Source organism: Pseudomonas sp. SWRI22, from assembly GCF_014268395.2.
Taxonomy (GTDB): Bacteria; Pseudomonadota; Gammaproteobacteria; order Pseudomonadales; family Pseudomonadaceae; genus Aquipseudomonas; species Aquipseudomonas paracarnis.
Window position 1 is genome coordinate 1097883 of record NZ_JABWQK020000001.1, and the last position, 18391, is coordinate 1116273.

The window sequence follows — 18391 nt, forward strand, 5'->3', positions numbered from 1 at the left end:
ATTTAAACCTTAATATCAAAATTGGCAAGAGCCGTGATAATACGCGCGCAAGCGTTACCATCACCATAAGGATTATGAGCAAAACTCATTTCCTGATAGGCGTTTTTATTCAAGAGAAGTTCACGCAGATGATGAGTTATTTCCTCTCTATTGGTCCCAACCAACCTGACTGTGCCCGCTTCAACTGCCTCGGGTCGCTCAGTCGTATCGCGCATGACCAAGACAGGCTTACCCAAGGATGGCGCTTCCTCTTGCACGCCACCAGAATCCGTCAAAATCAAGTACGAACGATTCATAAGATAGACGAACGGAAGGTAATCTAACGGCTCTATAAGGTGAACATTATCGATACCGGCCAATAAACGATTGACAGGCTCACGAACGTTTGGATTCAGATGAACAGGATATACGATTTCAACATCATCAAATTCATGCGCAATCGAAGCAAGCGAACTGCATATTCTTTCGAACCCATCACCAAAACTTTCACGGCGATGGCCAGTAACAAGAATAATGCGGCGCTGGTCGCGCAAAAATGAAAATTGCTCTGAAAATTTCTGTTTAAGCTGATCATCAGATTCCAGCTTCTGCACGACCTCAAGTAGTGCATCAATAACGGTATTGCCTGTCACGTACACGGAACTAGATGCTATCCCTTCACGGATGAGATTCTGCTGCGATCTTTCGGTCGGAGCAAAATGGAGACATGCCAGGGCTCCCGTCAGCTTTCGGTTGGCTTCTTCTGGCCAAGGAGAATAAAGATTACCTGTCCGCAGACCGGCCTCAATATGACCCACAGGAATCTGCTTATAGTAAGCTGCCAAAGTAGTTGCAAATGTGGTTGCAGTATCACCATGCACCAGTACAATATCAGGCTTATAATTATGAAATACTTCCTTCATCCCTTGAAGAATGCAAGTCGTCACATCAGTAAGATCCTGACCACTCTTCATAATAGCGAGATCAAAATCAGGTTCGAGTTTAAACAACTCTAACACTTGATCCAGCATTTCACGGTGCTGCCCCGTGACGCAGATCTTAGCGTCAAAACGCTCATCTGCGCGCAACGCCAGAGCTAAGGGAGCCATTTTTATAGCTTCCGGTCGCGTACCGAAAACACTCAAAATCTTTAAAGTCATTACCGATGATTCCATATCATAATTTAGTCAGAGAATAAGCTCGAAACTGGCGATCTGAGCATGTTCCTGCCAAACCTACCGGTTATACTGTTCAGGCCATGGCCGCTTCTGCTCGGCAGCATAACATTAACAAGCGTACTGACGACATAACGTCTCTCTTCGAGCAAGCCCATTTCGCACGCCCTCGCAATTCCAGCCATCGGAAACTGGCCGCCGCCTTACCCTCAAAGCTCAGACAAACCCGCGCTCAACCAGTTATATCGATCGCCGCAAGGGCTTTCTGTGAGCAACCAAGCCTCTGACCCACACCATAACGACCTCGGTTACCCCCATGAGATCATTCGCCTATTAGCGATAGTGCCCTCCAGCCAGGCCCAAACCCACGTAGAGAACACACACATTACCCCGAGCCCCAACCAACGCCTCTCAGTCCGACGTGATCAGCTAGCCAGCGCTCCCTAACACATAAAAAAGTGAGGCCAAACGCCTCACGAATAGCGGATCATTTCGCCAGCAAACTATTACCGCTCCGTGAACGCCGACCGGATAAATCCCCTTCTGCACGAGGGTCAGAACTAGCAATAGAGATAGAATCAACCTTTCCGTTATGCGCGATAATTTTGCCTCCCTGTATTGCCTGCCTGGCGAGCGCAATACATATCGCAAGCACCCCGCCCAGGAGCAAGCCAAGCAGAAGCACCAGCGGCCGATTCGGGCTCGCTGGCGCCAACGGCTCAAGTGCCTGCTGATCGACACTCACCAACTTCAGCTTGGTCATGTCAATATTTAGACTGCTTAGTCGAGACATCTCAGCTCGCAGCGGCTGAACCCCAGCAAGAAAAATTTCTTCATTTTTCCGAGCTTTCAGCACCTCAACTTCTCGATTGGATGCCAATAGCTGAATTTCTTTGGCAATCTGAGCGATACGCGGCTCAGTAAATTCATCCGACACCCGACTTCTTAACTGAGCGAGCTCTGCCTTTAGCGCATCCACCCCCATAAAATATAGAGGCGTTTGCTGGTTATTGATCTCTGTTCGCATTACGCTACCGGCTACAGCACTCCCCGACTCACCCAATGAAGAGGGTGTAGTAGGTTTTTGGATGCCTAAGGATTTGGCTATACCAATTGCCTCATTCAACTGAGCGATTCGATCATTACGAAGCGTTTTCAACTGGGCACGAAGCGCCCTTAACTCATCCTGAAGCTGCGCAAGTCTCAATGAGTCAGCCTCCTGCAACGAGGCTATTTTGGCAGTTTTTTCAATATCATAACCCGAGCGAGCGGCTTCAAGCTTACCCTTCAACTCGCTAAGACGGTTATTGACAATTACCTCCAAGTCGGCAGCAACTTTTTTACGCTCACTGGCGATGGCATAATCGACAAAACCATTAAGAATAGCGACCCCATCAACGCCTTTAGGATAGGTCATTTCAAGTTTTACATAAGCGCTCAGCAAATTCTTCTTTTCAGGCTCGGGAAGAATCAACCGAATAGAGTTTCGGTTGAAATCTTCAAAACTTTGCTCAAGCGTTTGACCCGGACGCACAAATTTTTCGAACAACTTGGGGTTGGCCCTAAAGAAAGCCAATCGAGCATCGTAAGAATCCAGCGCTGCGCCGACCCGGAGTAGAGCTTCGGAGGGTGGCAACTGATAAATCTCAGAGCGATTGAGCGCATCCAACTCATTGATGGCAGCCGGCCGCAGCACAGAACTGACTTTATATTCAGGAGTCGCGAGGAAAGCATAAGAAGCTGCTATTAGCACACAGCTTAAGGTCACCAGAGCCAGCAGCTTTTTTTGCTGCCAAACAGATTGAAACATCGCGACAAGGTCGATCCCGTCGGATATAGGTGCTGGGGGAATACGGAGGCTACTACTCACAACAAAAACCTGCCTTCAAAGAGAAACTGCGGGCTCGTTATGCAGACAAAATTGCGTTTTTTATTCTAATTGGGTGACCGCCAAAACCCAGCGTCTCTGCCAAATTTTGAGCGCACAAAATGCCTGTTATCGAGAACAGATTCCATTCTGCCATCTCTTCGACATATTACAAGTCTTGACATGTATGTAGGGCGATTCTGAATTTCACAAGAGAACTGTCGCAACCAACGGGGGATAGGTCGCTACGCAGCTCAAAGCGCTCGACATGATAAGGTTTCTGACAAACGGTCACCAACACCGCTGATCCCCATCACAACTGCCAACCAAGACTTAAACCTTAAGCCACCGCCTTACCCCGACGCCTACGCACAACCACCCCCAACACCGGCCCAATCAACATCCCCAAAATCAAAGCCACCACCACAAACACCGCCACCGGCATCTGCGCAGTACTCCACCCCAGGAACGACAGCGCCACACCCTGCTGGTTCTCCAGCACAAACGCCAGAACCACCAAAGCCGCAAGCACTGCAATCAATACCGCAACAACGCGCTTAACCCCACGCATACCCTTCTCCTTCCCCAAAAACACTCAGACGCCTTCTTCCTCTTCTTCGTTCACCCGATCGCGCAATTCCTTGCCCGGTTTGAAGTGGGGAACGAATTTGCCGTCAAGGCTGACGGATTGGCCGGTTTTTGGGTTGCGGCCTACGCGCGGTGCGCGGTAGTGCAGGGAGAAGCTGCCGAAGCCGCGGATTTCGATGCGATCTCCGGTGGCCAGGCATTGGGACATTTGCTCAAGCATGGTCTTGATAGCCAGCTCCACATCCTTGGATGAGAGCAGCCCTTGATGGGTGACAATTCGTTCGATCAACTCCGACTTCGTCATATTTTTCCCTTCTTTTTCAAGCAGCTAGGAAAAGCGCTCCGAAGGTTTTAGCATGAGTTGATGAATTTGAACAGCCCATGTGTCAACTTATGTGGGGCTGAATAAACACGCTCAGCGAGCGGTCAACCCCTTACTTACAGATCACCAACATGGTCCGCGTCACCGCGCCAGCAGGGTTCCAGCCGAACAGGTAGTCGCCCTCTTCGTCCTCCGCATCACTGGAGCGGGTAATGACCTTATAGCCCTGCATCTTGCACTCACGGGCGGCGCGTTTTTCGCATTTTTCCCACTTGTTACCCAGGCCAGAGCAGTCGATCTCGATGCCGCTGACGCCACGCTTGGCGTGGGTCTTGGCACTGGTAGAGGAGCAGCCTGCAAGCGCCAGCAAAGCGAATACTACGATAATTCTGTTCATTCAAACCCTTATTGAGTCAGCAACGCGAAATAGCCGTTTTTAAAACTATAGTCAGTTCTGACATTGGGCTGAACACCTTCGTTCGGTGCAGTTGCTTCATCAAATTTCAGGCACAAAAAAGGGCGACCGAGGTCGCCCTTTTTCTACAGCTTTACAGAACTTAGTTCTGCTTAGCCATTGCCTGGCGCAGCAGTGCCGCCATGGTGGTGTCAGCAGCAGCTTCCGGAGCAGCTTCTTTCAGGCTCTGGATAGCTTCTTTCTCTTCCACTTCGTCTTTCGACTTGATGGAGAGCTGAATCACGCGGCTCTTGCGGTCAACGCTGATGATCTTGGCTTCTACTTCCTGGCCTTCTTTCAGAACGTTGCGCGCGTCTTCAACGCGGTCACGGCTGATTTCGGAGGCTTTCAGAGTCGCTTCGATATCGTCGGCCAGAACGATGATGGCGCCTTTGGCGTCAACTTCTTTCACAGTGCCTTTAACGATGGCGCCTTTGTCGTTCTCTTGAACGTACTCGGAGAACGGATCGCTTTCCAGTTGCTTGATACCCAGGGAAATGCGCTCGCGCTCTGGGTCAACCGACAGGATAACGGTGTCCAGCTCGTCGCCCTTCTTGAAACGACGAACAGCTTCTTCGCCAACTTCGTTCCAGGAGATGTCGGACAGGTGAACCAGGCCGTCGATGCCGCCGTCCAGACCAATGAAGATACCGAAATCGGTGATCGACTTGATGGTGCCGGAGATTTTATCGCCCTTGTTGAACTGGCCAGAGAAATCTTCCCATGGGTTAGATTTGCACTGCTTGATGCCCAGGGAGATACGACGACGCTCTTCGTCGATGTCCAGAACCATAACTTCCACTTCGTCGCCGACTTGTACGACTTTCGAAGGGTGGATGTTCTTGTTGGTCCAGTCCATTTCGGAAACGTGTACCAGGCCTTCCACGCCTTCTTCCAGCTCTGCGAAGCAGCCGTAGTCGGTCAGGTTGGTGACACGCGCGGTTACGCGAGTGCTTTCTGGGTAACGAGCCTTGATAGCAACCCATGGATCTTCGCCCAGCTGCTTCAAGCCCAGGGAAACGCGGTTACGCTCACGATCGTACTTCAGAACCTTGACATCGATCTCGTCGCCAACGTTGACGATTTCGGAAGGATGCTTGATACGCTTCCAAGCCATGTCGGTAATGTGCAGCAGGCCATCGACGCCACCCAGATCGACGAATGCGCCGTAATCGGTGAGGTTCTTGACGATACCTTTGACTTGTTGGCCTTCCTGCAGGGATTCCAGCAGAGCTTCACGCTCGGCGGAGTTCTCTGCTTCCAGCACGCTGCGACGGGAAACGACAACGTTGTTGCGCTTCTGGTCGAGCTTGATGACTTTGAATTCGAGTTCTTTGCCTTCCAGGTGCGTGGTGTCGCGCACTGGACGAACGTCGACCAAAGAACCTGGCAGGAACGCACGGATGCCGTTAACGTCGACAGTGAAGCCGCCTTTAACCTTACCGTTGATAACGCCCTTGACCACTTCTTCAGCTGCGAAGGCTGCTTCGAGAACAATCCAGCATTCAGCGCGCTTGGCTTTTTCACGGGACAGCTTGGTTTCACCGAAACCGTCTTCAACCGAGTCCAGAGCAACGTGAACTTCGTCACCGACATTGATAGTCAGGTCACCAGCATCGTTGTAGAACTGTTCCAGCGGGATCAGAGCTTCAGACTTCAGACCAGCGTGAACGGTTACCCAGCGAGCTTGGTAATCGATATCAACGATAACACCGGTGATGATGGAGCCTGCCTGAAGGTTCAGGGTTTTTAGGCTTTCTTCAAAGAGTTCCGCAAAGCTTTCGCTCATTTTAATTCCTGTTGATAAGGGCGAAGAATACGCCCATCTCCACACCCCAGACGGTGTGGGTCAGTTTCAGTTAAAAGAAGCCACCGCAGGACTATGACTGGTCCCCTGCGGCCTTCTTGATCACCCGGCGATATCGCGAATGGCGATTTCACTCATGATGCGTTCCAGCACCTGCTCGATGGACAGCTCCGTGGAATCCAGCTGTATGGCGTCAGCCGCCGGTTTGAGCGGGGCTACCGCACGCTGGGTATCACGCTCATCGCGTGCACGGATCTCATCTAGCAGACTCGACAGACTAACACCATCGACTTTGCCCTTCAACTGCAAGTAACGGCGGCGTGCCCGCTCCTCGGCGCTGGCGGTCAGGAAAATCTTCAGCGGCGCCTCGGGAAACACCACCGTGCCCATGTCGCGGCCATCGGCCACCAGGCCCGGCGCCTCCTGGAATGCTCGCTGGCGCTGCAGCAGCGCCTCGCGCACGGCGGGCAGCGCAGCCACTTGGGAGGCGCCCGCGCCGATACTCTCGGTGCGAATCACATCGCTGACTTCATCACCTTCCAGAATGATGCGCTGCAACTGACCCTCGGTCGCCGCAATGAACTGCACATCCAGATGGGCGGCAAGCTTCGTCAGCAATTCTTCGTTGGTCAGGTCAACACCATGGTTGTGCGCAGCAAACGCCAGCAGGCGGTACAGCGCGCCAGAATCCAGCAGGCACCAACCCAGGCGCTTGGCCAGAATGCCAGCGATTGTGCCTTTGCCCGAGCCACTAGGCCCGTCGATGGTAATCACCGGTGCTTTGATATTCACAATTGAGCCTCTTGGGCAACACGGATGCCGACTTGGGCACACAGTGTCAGAAAGTTCGGAAAAGACGTAGCAACATTGGCGCAGTCAAGGATACGAATAGGCGCCATCGCCCGCTGGGAAGCCACACTGAACGCCATGGCAATCCGGTGATCGCCATGGGCATGCACTTCACCGCCGCCCATCGGGCCACCGTCAATGATAATCCCATCAGGCGTGGGTTCACACTTCACGCCCAGGGCCAACAGACCGTCGGCCATCACCTGGATACGGTCGGACTCCTTGAGCCGCAGCTCCTCGGCACCGCGCAAAACGGTGCGGCCTTGAGCGCAGGCTGCGGCAATAAACAGCACAGGGAACTCATCAATCGCCAACGGCACCAGGGCCTCTGGAATTTCGATGCCCTTGAGCGCGGCGGCACGCACACGTAAATCCGCAACCGGCTCGCCGCCCACCTCGCGCTGATTTTCGAGGGCGATATCAGCCCCCATCAGCCGCAGGATATCGATTACCCCGGTGCGGGTCGGGTTGATACCGACATGCTCCAGCAGCAGCTCGGAGCCCTCGGCAATCGAGGCCGCCACCAGGAAAAACGCCGAAGACGAAATATCCCCCGGCACTTCAATACGCGTAGCGGTCAACCCATGCCCCGACGCCAGCGACGCCGTCGCGCCCTGCACCGCCACCGGGTAACCAAAGCCGCGCAGCATGCGCTCGGTATGGTCGCGGGTCGGTGCTGGCTCGGTCACCGAGGTTTTACCCTCAGCGTACAACCCCGCCAACAACAGGCAGGATTTCACCTGGGCACTGGCCATGGGCAGTACATAGTTCAAGCCTTTGAGCGACTGCCCACCACGAATGCTCAGTGGCGGACGCCCGTCCGGCCCGGTTTCGATGATCGCGCCCATTTCCCGCAGCGGCTTGGCTACACGGTTCATCGGGCGCTTGGACAGCGAGGCATCGCCGGTCAGCACGCTGTCAAAGCTCTGCGCCGCCAATACACCGGCCAACAGGCGCATCGATGTGCCGGAATTACCCACATAGATCGGCCCCGGCGCAGCCTTCAGGCCATGCAGGCCGACACCGTGAATGGTCACGCGCCCATGGTGCGGGCCCTCGATCACCACGCCCATGTCGCGAAAGGCCTGCAAGGTCGCCAGGGCATCTTCACCCTCAAGGAAGCCCTCCACCTCGGTCACACCTTCGGCCAACGACCCCAGCATGATCGAGCGATGAGAGATCGACTTGTCACCCGGCACGCGGATGCGCCCGCTCAAGCGGCCACCCGGGCTGGCGATGAAGGTCAAATCATCGGTGCTCACTGCGGTTTCCATGTAGGCCCGGCGCGCGAGGATCTTGCTGAAATGTTCACGCGCCACCCGCGCACGGGTGAACACGCCCAGCAGTTGATGGCCGTCTCCCGCATCCACCGCGTCGCGCAAGGCGTCGAGGTCACTGCGGAAGGTGTCCAGAGTGCGCAACACCGCTTCGCGATTGGCGAGGAAGATGTCGTGCCACATCACCGGATCGCTGCCGGCAATCCGCGTGAAATCGCGGAAGCCGCCGGCGGCGTAGCGGAAAATCTCGAGGTTCTCGTTGCGCTTGGCCAGCGAATCCACCAGGCCAAATGCCAACAGATGCGGCAAGTGGCTGGTCGCTGCCAACACTTCGTCGTGACGCTCGACCTGCATATGCTCCACATCCGCGCCCAGCTCGCGCCAGAGACGATCCACCACTGCCAACGCCGTGGGATCGGTTTGCGCAAGCGGCGTCAGGATGACCTTATGCCGACGGAACAGCTGCGCATTGGATGCCTCCACCCCGCTCTGCTCGGACCCAGCGATTGGATGGCCCGGCACAAAGCGCGGCGGCATCCCACCAAACGCCAATCGTGCAGCACGCACCACGTTGCCTTTGGCGCTGCCCACATCGGTAAGAATCGCTTGCCCGAGGTCCATACCAGCCAGTACCGCCAGCAATTTCTCCATGGCAAGGATCGGCACGGCGAGCTGGATCACATCCGCGCCCTGGCACGCAACGGCCAGGTCCGCTTCACAGCGGTCCACCACGCCCAACTCCACCGCCAACTTGCGCGACTGCGGGTCGAGGTCCACGCCCACCACTTCGCCACACAGCCCGCTTTCACGCAGGCCCTTGGCGAAGGAGCCACCGATCAACCCCAGGCCGACCACCACCAGGCGACCGATCATAGGCACAGCAGGTTGCAATGCAGTGACATCAACCACGGGCCAGAACCTTGGCCAACGCCTCAAGGAAGCGGCTGTTCTCAGCCGGCAAACCGATGGTGATACGCAGATGGTTCGGCATGCCATAGTTGGCCACCGGGCGCACGATCACGCCCTCGCGCAGCAAGCCCTGGAACACCGGCGCAGCCACCTGGCCGAGGTCGACGCAGATGAAGTTGCCCTTGGACGGAATCCAGCCCAGGCCCAGCTCACGAAAACCTTCCTGCAATTGCAGCATGCCGCTTTCGTTGAGGCGACGGCCTTCTTCCAGGTATTCGGTATCCTGCACCGCCGCACAGGCGGCCGCCAGGGCCAGGCCGTTGACGTTGAACGGTTGGCGCACGCGATTCAGCACATCGGCGACCACGGGGGTGGACAAGCCATAACCGACCCGCAACGACGCCAGGCCATAAGCCTTGGAGAACGTACGCGACACCAGCAGGTTCGGGTAGGCCGCGAGGAAATCCAGGCCATCGGGCAGGTCGCTGCCTTCGGCGTACTCGATGTAGGCTTCGTCCAGCACGACCAGCACATGCCCCGGCACGTCCTGCAGGAATTCGTTCAGTGCCTGCTCGTCAAACCAGGTGCCGGTCGGGTTGTTCGGGTTGGCGATAAACACCACGCGAGTCTGGGCATCGATGGCCGCCAGCATCGCCGGCAAGTCATGGCCCCAGTCCTTGGCAGGAATCACGCGAGCATCCGCCCCCACCGCCTGAGTCACGATCGGGTAGACCGCAAACGCGTGCTCGCTGAACACCGCATTCAAGCCTGGCGCCAGGTAAGCACGGGCGACCAGCTCAAGGATGTCGTTGGAGCCATTGCCCAGGGTCACCTGGCTGAGCTCGACCCGGCACTTGTCCGCCAGCAAAGACTTAAGCGCAAAACCGTTGCCATCGGGATAACGGGTCAGTTCGGCCAGCTCTTCACGAATCGCCGCCAACACTTTTGGGCTCGGGCCCAGCGGGTTTTCGTTACTCGCCAGCTTGACGATTTTGGACGGGTCCAGATTCAACTCGCGGGCCAGTTCGTCCACAGGCTTGCCTGGAACGTAAGGCGAGAGTTGTTGCACGCCCGGCTGCGCCAGGGCGAGGAAGTTGCCACTCATGTCAAAGCCTCACAAAACCGCTTTCGGGTAAGAGCCCAGCACCTTGAGTGCCACGGCTTCCTGACTGATTTTCTCCAGCACGCCCTTGACCAGCGGGTCGCGGTGATGGCCCATGAAGTCGATAAAGAATACGTAGGTCCACTTACCGCTGCGCGAAGGACGAGTCTCGATGCGCGTCAGGTCAATCCCGTTGTCGTGGAACGGCACCAGCAGCTCATGCAGCGCGCCGGGCTTGTTGCTCATGGAGACGATGATCGAGGTCTTGTCGTCGCCGGTGGGCGGCACTTCCTGGCTGCCGATCATCAAAAAGCGCGTGGAGTTATCCGGGCGATCTTCGATCTTTTCGGCCAGGCGCGTCAGGCCGTACAGGCCGGCAGCCATATCGCCGGCAATCGCCGCCGAGTTCCACTCACCCTTGACCCGCTTGGCCGCCTCGGCGTTACTGGACACCGCAACGCGCTCTACATTCGGGTAATGGGCGTCCAACCACTTGCGGCACTGGGCCAGGGACTGGGCGTGGGAATAGATACGGCTGATGCTGTCGGTCTTGGTGTTTTCACCCACCAGCAGGTGGTGGTGGATACGCAGCTCCACCTCACCGCAGATGACCATGTCGTGCTCAAGGAAGCTGTCCAGCGTGTGGTTGACCGCGCCTTCGGTGGAGTTTTCCACCGGCACCACGCCAAAATTCACCGCACCGGCCGCGACTTCACGGAAGACTTCGTCGATGGCCGCCATCGGCTTGCTGATCACCGCATGGCCGAAGTGCTTCATGGCTGCCGCCTGGGTGAAGGTGCCTTCAGGGCCGAGGTAAGCCACTTTCAGCGGCTGCTCCAGCGCCAGGCACGAGGACATGATTTCACGGAACAACCGCGCCATCTCTTCGTTGCCCAACGGGCCCTTGTTGCGCTCCATCACACGCTTGAGCACCTGGGCTTCACGCTCGGGCCGGTAGAACACCGGCACTTCGCCTTCCGCCAGGGACGCCATTTTCACCCGGGCCACTTCCTGGGCGCAGCGCGCGCGCTCACTGATCAGTTCCAGGACCTTCTCGTCCAGACTGTCAATGCGTACGCGCAGGGCCTTGAGTTCTTGCTCAGACATTAGCCGTGTTCCTTCTCGAACTCTGCCATGTAGGCAACCAGCGCATTGATGGCGTGGATGTCAACGGCGTTATAAATGGAGGCGCGCATGCCACCCACCGAGCGGTGGCCCTTGAGGTTCAGCAGGCCGCGCGCGTCGGCGCCGGCCAGGAACGGCTTGTCCAGGCGGTCGTCGGCCAGGCGGAACGGCACGTTCATCCACGAGCGGTCGCTGAGGTTGATCGGGTTGCTGTACAGGCCGCTGGCGTCGATAAAGTCGTACAGGACGCGCTTCTTCTCTTCGTTGAGCTTGCCCATGGCCGCCACGCCGCCCTGCTCCTTGAGCCATTCGAACACCAGGCCCGACAGGTACCAGGCAAACGCCGGCGGGGTGTTGTACATCGAGCCGTTATCGGCCGCGACCTTGTAGTTGAGCATGGTCGGGCACACCGAGCGGGCGCGGCCCAGCAGGTCTTCGCGGATGATATTGACCAGGATGCCGCTCGGGCCGATGTTCTTCTGCGCGCCGGCGTAGATCATGCCGTACTTGGACACGTCGATCGGGCGCGAGAGGATGTCCGAGGACATGTCGCACACCAGCGGAACGTCACCGACTTGCGGCACCCAATCAAATTCCAGGCCACCGATGGTTTCGTTCGCGACGTAGTGAACGTAGGCCGCGTCCTTGGTCAGCTTCCACTCGTTCTGACCGGGAATGGCGAAGTAGTCGTAGGGCTTGGCGGTGCCTGCCACATTGACATGCCCGTAGCGCGAGGCTTCTTCGATAGCCTTCTGACCCCAGATACCGGTGTCGATATAGTCGGCAGTCCCGCCTTCTGGCAGCAGGTTCAGCGGTAACTGGGCGAACTGCTGGCTCGCGCCGCCTTGCAGGAACAACACTTTGTAGTCGGAGGGGATGTCCAGCAAGTCGCGCAGATCCTGCTCGGCCTTGGTGGCGATGGACACAAACTCATCGCTGCGATGGCTCATTTCCATCACGGAGAGGCCTTTTCCATGCCAGTCGAGGAGTTCACCCTGCGCACGCTGCAGGACTGCTTCAGGAAGCGCCGCGGGACCGGCACAGAAGTTATAGGCTCTCTTGCTCACATCCAATCTCACTCTGATCTGGTGGGGCTGCAATCATGTCAGCAACGCCCTCGTTCTGGAGCGGACATCTGTGGGAGCTGGCTTGCCTGCGATAGCAGCGCCGCGGTATCACTGAATGACCGAGGCGCCTGTATCGCAGGCAAGCCAGCTCCCACATGGACCGCGTCCAGGCAAAGGGCGCTGTATTTCATACGGGACAAACAACAAGGGGGCGAATCTTCATCCGCCCCCTGTGTGTCCGCTTACTCCTGCGGTTCTTCTTCGTCTGCGGCAGCGTCGAGGGTTGGCTCGTCAACGTTGTCATCGCCAGCTGCGATCACCTCGCCTTCAAATTCCTCACCTTCGAGCTCTTCACCTTCGACTTCCGAAGGCTCCTGCACACGCTCCAGGCCGACCAGCTTTTCGTCCTTGGCCAGCTTGATCAGGGTCACGCCCTGGGTGTTACGGCCCAGGCTCGACACTTCCGCCACACGGGTACGCACCAGGGTGCCCTGGTCGGAAATCAGCATGATCTCCTCGCCATCGAGCACCTGCACCGCGCCGACCAGACGGCCGTTGCGGTCGTTGCTGACCATGGCGATCACGCCCTGGCCGCCACGCTTGTACTCCGGGAACTCACTGATGGCGGTACGCTTGCCATAACCACGCTCGGAAGCGGTGAGGATCTGGCTGCCTTCTTCCGGGATCAGCATGGAAATCAGCTTCTGCCCTTCCGGCAGGCGCATGCCGCGTACACCGCGGGCGGTACGGCCCATGGCACGTACGTCGGATTCCTTGAAGCGTGTGACCTTGCCGCCGTCGGAGAACAGCATGACTTCGCGCTCGCCATCAGTGATGGCTGCGGAAATCAGCACGTCGCCTTCATCCAGCTCCAGGGCGATCAGGCCCACGCTGCGTTGACGGCTGAAGGATTCCAACGGGGTCTTCTTCACGGTGCCTTTGGCGGTGGCCATGAAGATGAAGTGGCCTTCGGTGTATTCCTCGACCGGCAGCATGGTGGTGATGTATTCATCACTGTCCAGGGGCAGCAGGTTGACCAACGGACGGCCACGGGCAGCGCGGGAGGCTTCCGGGATCTCGTAGGTCTTGAGCCAGTACACCTTGCCCTTGCTGGAGAACAGCAGCAGCGTGGTGTGGCTGTTGGCGACCAGCAGGTGAGCGATGTAGTCTTCATCCTTCACGCCGGTAGCCGATTTACCCTTACCACCACGACGCTGGGCCTGGTAGGCCGCCAACGGCTGGGTCTTGGCATAGCCGCCGTGGGAGATGGTCACCACGCGCTCTTCTTCCGGGATCATGTCACCCAGGGTCAGGTCCAGGCGCGCATCGAGGATTTCGGTGCGGCGCACGTCGCCGTATTCGGCGCGGATCACTTCCAGTTCTTCGCGGATCACTTCCATCAGGCGCACGGCGCTGCTGAGGATGCGGATCAACTCGCCGATCTGGTTGAGGATCTCCTGATACTCGGCCAGCAGCTTCTCGTGCTCCAGGCCAGTCAGGCGGTGCAGGCGCAGTTCCAGGATGGCCTGGGCCTGTTCTGGCGACAGGAAGTACTTGCCTTCACACAGACCGTATTGCGGGTCCAGGGTCTCGGGGCGGCACGAGTCGGCGCCAGCGCGCTCAACCATTGCGACCACGGCGCTGGATTCCCAAGGCGTGCTGATCAGCGCTTCCTTGGCTTCCGACGGGGTTGGCGAGGCCTTGATCAGGGCGATCACCGGGTCGATGTTCGACAACGCAACCGCCTGGCCTTCCAGGATATGGCCGCGCTCGCGGGCCTTGCGCAGTTCGAACACGGTGCGGCGGGTGACCACTTCGCGACGGTGACGCACGAAGGCTTCCAGCAGGTCCTTGAGGTTCAGGATGCGCGGGCGGCCGTCGATCAGGGCAACCACGTTGATACCAAACACGCTTTGCAGCTGGGTCTGGGCGTAGAGGTTGTTGAGGATCACCTCGGGCACTTCGCCGCGGCGCAGCTCGATGACCACGCGCATACCGTCCTTGTCGGACTCGTCGCGCAGCTCAGTGATGCCTTCCAGCTTCTTCTCTTTAACCAGCTCGGCGATCTTCTCGATCAGGCGTGCCTTGTTCAGCTGGTAAGGGAGTTCGGTGATGACGATCTGCTGGCGGCCACCGACCTTGTCGATGTCTTCGATCATCGAGCGGGCACGCATATAAATGCGCCCGCGGCCAGTGCGGTAGGCTTCGATGATGCCGGCGCGACCGTTGATGATCGCGGCGGTCGGGAAGTCCGGGCCGGGGATGTATTGCATCAGCTCATCGACGGTCAGCTCAGGGTTGTCGATAAGGGCCAGGCAACCGTCGATGACTTCACCGAGGTTGTGCGGCGGGATGTTGGTGGCCATGCCCACGGCGATACCGCTGGAACCGTTGACCAGCAGGTTGGGAATCTTGGTGGGCATGACAGCCGGGATCATTTCGGTGCCGTCGTAGTTCGGCACCCAGTCCACGGTTTCTTTATGCAGGTCGGCCAGCAGCTCGTGCGCCAGCTTGGTCATGCGCACTTCGGTGTATCGCATGGCTGCGGCGTTGTCGCCGTCCACCGAACCGAAGTTGCCCTGGCCGTCTACCAGCAGGTAGCGCAGGGAAAACGGCTGCGCCATCCGAACGATGGTGTCGTACACCGCAGTGTCGCCGTGAGGGTGATACTTACCGATCACGTCACCGACAACACGGGCAGATTTCTTGTACGGCTTGTTCCAGTCGTTACCCAGCTCGCTCATCGCGAACAGCACACGCCGGTGCACGGGCTTCAAGCCATCGCGCGCATCAGGCAGTGCCCGACCGACAATTACGCTCATCGCGTAGTCGAGGTAGGACTGTTTCAGCTCGTCTTCGATATTGACCGGGAGGATTTCTTTGGCCAGTTCGCCCATGAGAAGCCTGATTCCTTTTTCGGGTGAAACCTCGTCACATCCATTCGGGACGAACGAAGCTCGCCGCTGCCGGCACGGTGCCTGACAACGACTTACGACAAATCAACGAGTTATGACACGGATCTGCACGTTATAGGCAACCCCTCGGGGCAGCCCTGGAAACCGCCGGATGTTATCACAATCGCCGCCACGCACCTATCCCCCTGATGCGCATGGAGGCTAGTAATTTGACGGATGACAGGCTTGAAGGGGACGAGAGGGGCTCAGAGGCGCGATGGTGCTTTTTTGCGAGGGTGGAATGCAGACGTTTTGTTGACTTCAAGGGCCGATCGCAGGCAAGCCAGCTCCCACCTTTGATTTGTGAATACAGTTAAAGGTGGGAGCTGGCTTGCCTGCGATGGCGCCCCCACAGGCACCCACACACTCAATGCAGCCGCTTACGGCACATCAACTTGGCCAGTTTGGCAGTGTCTGGCCGCTCGACAATGCCTTTTTCGGTGACGATCACGTCAATCAGGTCCGCAGGCGTCACATCAAATACAGGGTTAAGCGCCGCGATATCCAACCGCTGCCCATCAACCTCAAGCAACTCACCCATATCGCGCTGCTCCAGCGCAACATCCTCCCCCGTAGCCATCATCAAATCGAGGGTCGAACTTGACGCCACCACCATAAAGCGCACGCCATGGTGCATGGCACAGACGGCCAGTTGATAAGTGCCGATCTTGCTGACCACATCGCCATTGGCCGCAACACAGTCAGCACCCACCACCACCCAGGTCACGCCTTTGGTCTTGAGGATATGCGCCCCCGCGGAGTCGGCATTCACCGCCACCGGGATGCCCTGGCCCGCCAACTCCCACGCCGTCAGACGCGAGCCTTGCAGCCATGGACGGGTTTCATTGACATAGACCTGCTCGACCAACCCCTCCAGATACGCCGCGTGAATCACCCCGAGGGCTGTGCCAACGCCGCCGGAAGCCAACGCGCCGGCATTGCCATGGGTAAGGATCGCCTGGGCATTGCCCTGATGCTTGCGAATCCGCTCCATACCCAACTGGGCCATGACCACATTGGCTTCCCGATCACTCTCATGGATCGCGACGGCTTCGGCCTCCAACACCACCAGCGGGTCGGCGTCCTGCTTGAGGCGATCCAGGCGGTCGCGCATGCGCTGCAAGGCCCAGAACAAATTCGATGCGGTCGGTCGGGTATGGGCCAGCAAGGCGTAGTCTTCTTCCCATGCGGCCTGCCAGTCACCGCCCTCGGCGATGCGCTCGCGGGCGGCGAGCACCAAGCCATAGGCGGCGCAGATGCCGATGGCCGGTGCACCCCGCACCACCATGGTGCGAATGGCGTCAGCCACCGCTTCAACGGTACCGCAGGCCACCCAGTGCTCCCGGGACGGCAAAACACGCTGGTCGAGCAGGTGCAGCGCGCCATCACGCCATTCGATGGCCTTCACGTTCTCTGCAGCCAACAGTCGGTCGCGCATCCCTTACCCCGCACTCATGAACAAAAGCCGCCGATTATAGCGATCCGCCAGCCGGGACGCTCGGGTATACTTCGCCCTTCTTTTATAGCTGCCTGGGAAGAAGCCTGCGATGACCTCCACTGCCGCCCCGCTCGACTTGTTGCTGCTGCCGACCTGGCTGGTACCCGTCGAGCCCGCTGGGGTGGTGCTCAAGGAGCACGGCCTGGGTATCCGCGATGGCTGCATTGCCTTTATCGGGCCACGGGACGCGGCGTTGAAGCTGGCGGCGCAAGAGGTGCGTGAACTGCCCGGCATGCTGCTCAGCCCCGGCCTGGTCAATGCACACGGCCATGCAGCCATGACCCTGTTCCGCGGCCTGGCCGACGATTTGCCACTGATGACCTGGCTGGAAAAGCACATCTGGCCAGCCGAAGCCAAGTGGGTCGATGAAGCGTTCGTGCGCGACGGTACCAACCTGGCCATTGCCGAGCAGATCAAGGGCGGCATCACCTGCTTCTCGGACATGTATTTCTACCCCAAGGTCGCCAGTGACTGCGTGCACAACAGCGGTATGCGTGCGCAGATCGCACTGCCGATCCTCGACTTCCCGATCCCCGGCGCCAGCAGTGCCGACGAGGCGATTCGCCAGGGTATCGAGCTGTTCGGCGACCTCAAGCACCACCCGCGCATCAAAATCACCTTCGGCCCCCACGCGCCCTACACCGTGTGCGATGCCAACCTGGAAAAGATCCGGGTGATCGCCGAAGAGCTGGACGCCGTGATCCATATGCACGTTCACGAAACTGCCTTTGAAGTGCAGCAAGCCGTCGAGCAGACCGGCGAGCGGCCATTGGCGCGCCTGGCTCGCCTTGGCCTGCTGGGCCCGCGCTTTCAGGCCGTGCACATGACCCAAATCAGCGAAGACGACCTGGCTTTACTGGTAGAAAGCAACACCAGCGTCATTCACTGCCCGGAATCGAACCTGAAACTGGCCAGCGGCTTTTGCCCGGTGGAGCGCTTGTGGCAGGCTGGCGTCAACGTGGCCATCGGCACCGACGGCGCTGCCAGCAACAATGACTTGGATTTGCTCGGCGAAACCCGCACGGCGGCGATGCTGGCCAAGGCCGTGGCCGGCTCGGCCACTGCGCTGGATGCCCACCGCGCCTTGCGCATGGCCACACTCAACGGCGCCAGGGCGATGGGCCTGGACAGCCAGATTGGCTCCCTGGAAGTCGGCAAGGCGGCAGACATCGTCGCTTTTGATCTTTCCGGGCTGGCGCAACAACCGATCTACGATCCGGTCTCACAGCTTATATATGCCACCGGGCGCGATTGCGTGAAACACCTTTGGGTTGCCGGCAAGCCATTGCTCGACGACCGGCAATTGACCCGCATGGATGAACAACAGTTGACCGCCACGGCCATTGCCTGGGGCCAACGCATCAGCGGGCACAGCGAATAACGACGCGGCTGAAGCCTTGGGTTCAGCCGCGACACAC

General features: G+C 58.2%; 14 protein-coding genes. 1 reads left to right on the top strand and 13 read right to left on the bottom strand.

The annotated features are described in order from the left end of the window. Window positions 1–2: 2 nt before the first annotated feature. From wecB to mtnA, 13 genes are all read right to left on the bottom strand, one after another. Entirely contained in the window at window positions 3–1139 is a 1137-nt protein-coding gene (wecB, locus tag HU730_RS04645; protein ID WP_186526635.1) for a UDP-N-acetylglucosamine 2-epimerase (non-hydrolyzing), read from the bottom strand. 502 nt (window positions 1140–1641) lie between these two features. Beyond that, complete coding sequence (locus tag HU730_RS04650) at window positions 1642–3024, bottom strand: Wzz/FepE/Etk N-terminal domain-containing protein (RefSeq protein ID WP_080757700.1); 1383 nt, start codon at window positions 3022–3024, stop codon at window positions 1642–1644. Window positions 3025–3361: 337 nt separating this feature from the next. Further along, entirely contained in the window at window positions 3362–3592 is a 231-nt protein-coding gene (locus HU730_RS04655; RefSeq protein WP_034126691.1) for a lipopolysaccharide assembly protein LapA domain-containing protein, read from the bottom strand. A gap of 24 nt (window positions 3593–3616) precedes the next feature. Then, on the bottom strand, window positions 3617–3913 hold the full coding sequence (ihfB, locus tag HU730_RS04660) for an integration host factor subunit beta (RefSeq protein WP_003189779.1): 297 nt from the start codon (window positions 3911–3913) through the stop codon (window positions 3617–3619). 130 nt (window positions 3914–4043) lie between these two features. Next, a complete protein-coding gene (locus HU730_RS04665) occupies window positions 4044–4328 on the bottom strand; it encodes a lipoprotein (RefSeq protein ID WP_034126690.1) in 285 nt (94 codons plus the stop codon). A gap of 160 nt (window positions 4329–4488) precedes the next feature. Then, window positions 4489–6174, bottom strand: a complete 1686-nt coding sequence (gene rpsA / locus HU730_RS04670) for a 30S ribosomal protein S1 (RefSeq protein ID WP_003189774.1) — start codon at window positions 6172–6174, stop codon at window positions 4489–4491. A gap of 120 nt (window positions 6175–6294) precedes the next feature. After that, on the bottom strand, window positions 6295–6984 hold the full coding sequence (cmk, locus tag HU730_RS04675) for a (d)CMP kinase (RefSeq protein ID WP_003189772.1): 690 nt from the start codon (window positions 6982–6984) through the stop codon (window positions 6295–6297). After that, window positions 6981–9191 carry a bifunctional prephenate dehydrogenase/3-phosphoshikimate 1-carboxyvinyltransferase gene (locus HU730_RS04680; protein ID WP_249342337.1) on the bottom strand — a complete coding sequence of 737 codons (2211 nt, stop codon included), beginning with the start codon at window positions 9189–9191 and terminating at the stop codon, window positions 6981–6983. The genes cmk and HU730_RS04680 overlap by 4 nt, the downstream gene beginning before the upstream one ends. Window positions 9192–9219: 28 nt before the next feature. Next, entirely contained in the window at window positions 9220–10332 is a 1113-nt protein-coding gene (hisC, locus tag HU730_RS04685) for a histidinol-phosphate transaminase (RefSeq protein ID WP_186526633.1), read from the bottom strand. Between the two features lie 9 nt (window positions 10333–10341). Beyond that, on the bottom strand, window positions 10342–11436 hold the full coding sequence (gene pheA / locus HU730_RS04690; RefSeq protein ID WP_032902668.1) for a prephenate dehydratase: 1095 nt from the start codon (window positions 11434–11436) through the stop codon (window positions 10342–10344). After that, complete coding sequence (serC, locus tag HU730_RS04695) at window positions 11436–12521, bottom strand: 3-phosphoserine/phosphohydroxythreonine transaminase (RefSeq protein ID WP_034126687.1); 1086 nt, start codon at window positions 12519–12521, stop codon at window positions 11436–11438. The genes pheA and serC overlap by 1 nt, the downstream gene beginning before the upstream one ends. 242 nt (window positions 12522–12763) lie before the next feature. After that, complete coding sequence (gyrA, locus tag HU730_RS04700; RefSeq protein WP_186526632.1) at window positions 12764–15418, bottom strand: DNA gyrase subunit A; 2655 nt, start codon at window positions 15416–15418, stop codon at window positions 12764–12766. Window positions 15419–15842: 424 nt separating this feature from the next. Then, window positions 15843–16913, bottom strand: a complete 1071-nt coding sequence (gene mtnA, locus HU730_RS04705; RefSeq protein WP_186526631.1) for an S-methyl-5-thioribose-1-phosphate isomerase — start codon at window positions 16911–16913, stop codon at window positions 15843–15845. A gap of 109 nt (window positions 16914–17022) precedes the next feature. Here mtnA and HU730_RS04710 point away from each other — a divergent pair, with 109 nt between their 5' ends. Beyond that, window positions 17023–18354 carry a TRZ/ATZ family hydrolase gene (locus tag HU730_RS04710; RefSeq protein WP_034126684.1) on the top strand — a complete coding sequence of 444 codons (1332 nt, stop codon included), beginning with the start codon at window positions 17023–17025 and terminating at the stop codon, window positions 18352–18354. The last annotated feature ends 37 nt before the right edge of the window (window positions 18355–18391 follow it).

Excerpts from the sequence above, each read along its gene's own strand:
- wecB (WP_186526635.1), bottom strand. The coding sequence starts at position 1,139 with ATGACTTTAAAGATTTTGAGTGTTTTCGGTACGCGACCGGAAGCTATA.
- HU730_RS04655 (WP_034126691.1), bottom strand. The coding sequence starts at position 3,592 with ATGCGTGGGGTTAAGCGCGTTGTTGCGGTATTGATTGCAGTGCTTGCG.
- ihfB (WP_003189779.1), bottom strand. The coding sequence starts at position 3,913 with ATGACGAAGTCGGAGTTGATCGAACGAATTGTCACCCATCAAGGGCTG.
- HU730_RS04665 (WP_034126690.1), bottom strand. The coding sequence starts at position 4,328 with ATGAACAGAATTATCGTAGTATTCGCTTTGCTGGCGCTTGCAGGCTGC.
- rpsA (WP_003189774.1), bottom strand. The coding sequence starts at position 6,174 with ATGAGCGAAAGCTTTGCGGAACTCTTTGAAGAAAGCCTAAAAACCCTG.
- HU730_RS04680 (WP_249342337.1), bottom strand. The coding sequence starts at position 9,191 with ATGATCGGTCGCCTGGTGGTGGTCGGCCTGGGGTTGATCGGTGGCTCC.
- hisC (WP_186526633.1), bottom strand. The coding sequence starts at position 10,332 with ATGAGTGGCAACTTCCTCGCCCTGGCGCAGCCGGGCGTGCAACAACTC.
- pheA (WP_032902668.1), bottom strand. The coding sequence starts at position 11,436 with ATGTCTGAGCAAGAACTCAAGGCCCTGCGCGTACGCATTGACAGTCTG.
- gyrA (WP_186526632.1), bottom strand. The coding sequence starts at position 15,418 with ATGGGCGAACTGGCCAAAGAAATCCTCCCGGTCAATATCGAAGACGAG.
- mtnA (WP_186526631.1), bottom strand. The coding sequence starts at position 16,913 with ATGCGCGACCGACTGTTGGCTGCAGAGAACGTGAAGGCCATCGAATGG.
- HU730_RS04710 (WP_034126684.1), top strand. The coding sequence starts at position 17,023 with ATGACCTCCACTGCCGCCCCGCTCGACTTGTTGCTGCTGCCGACCTGG.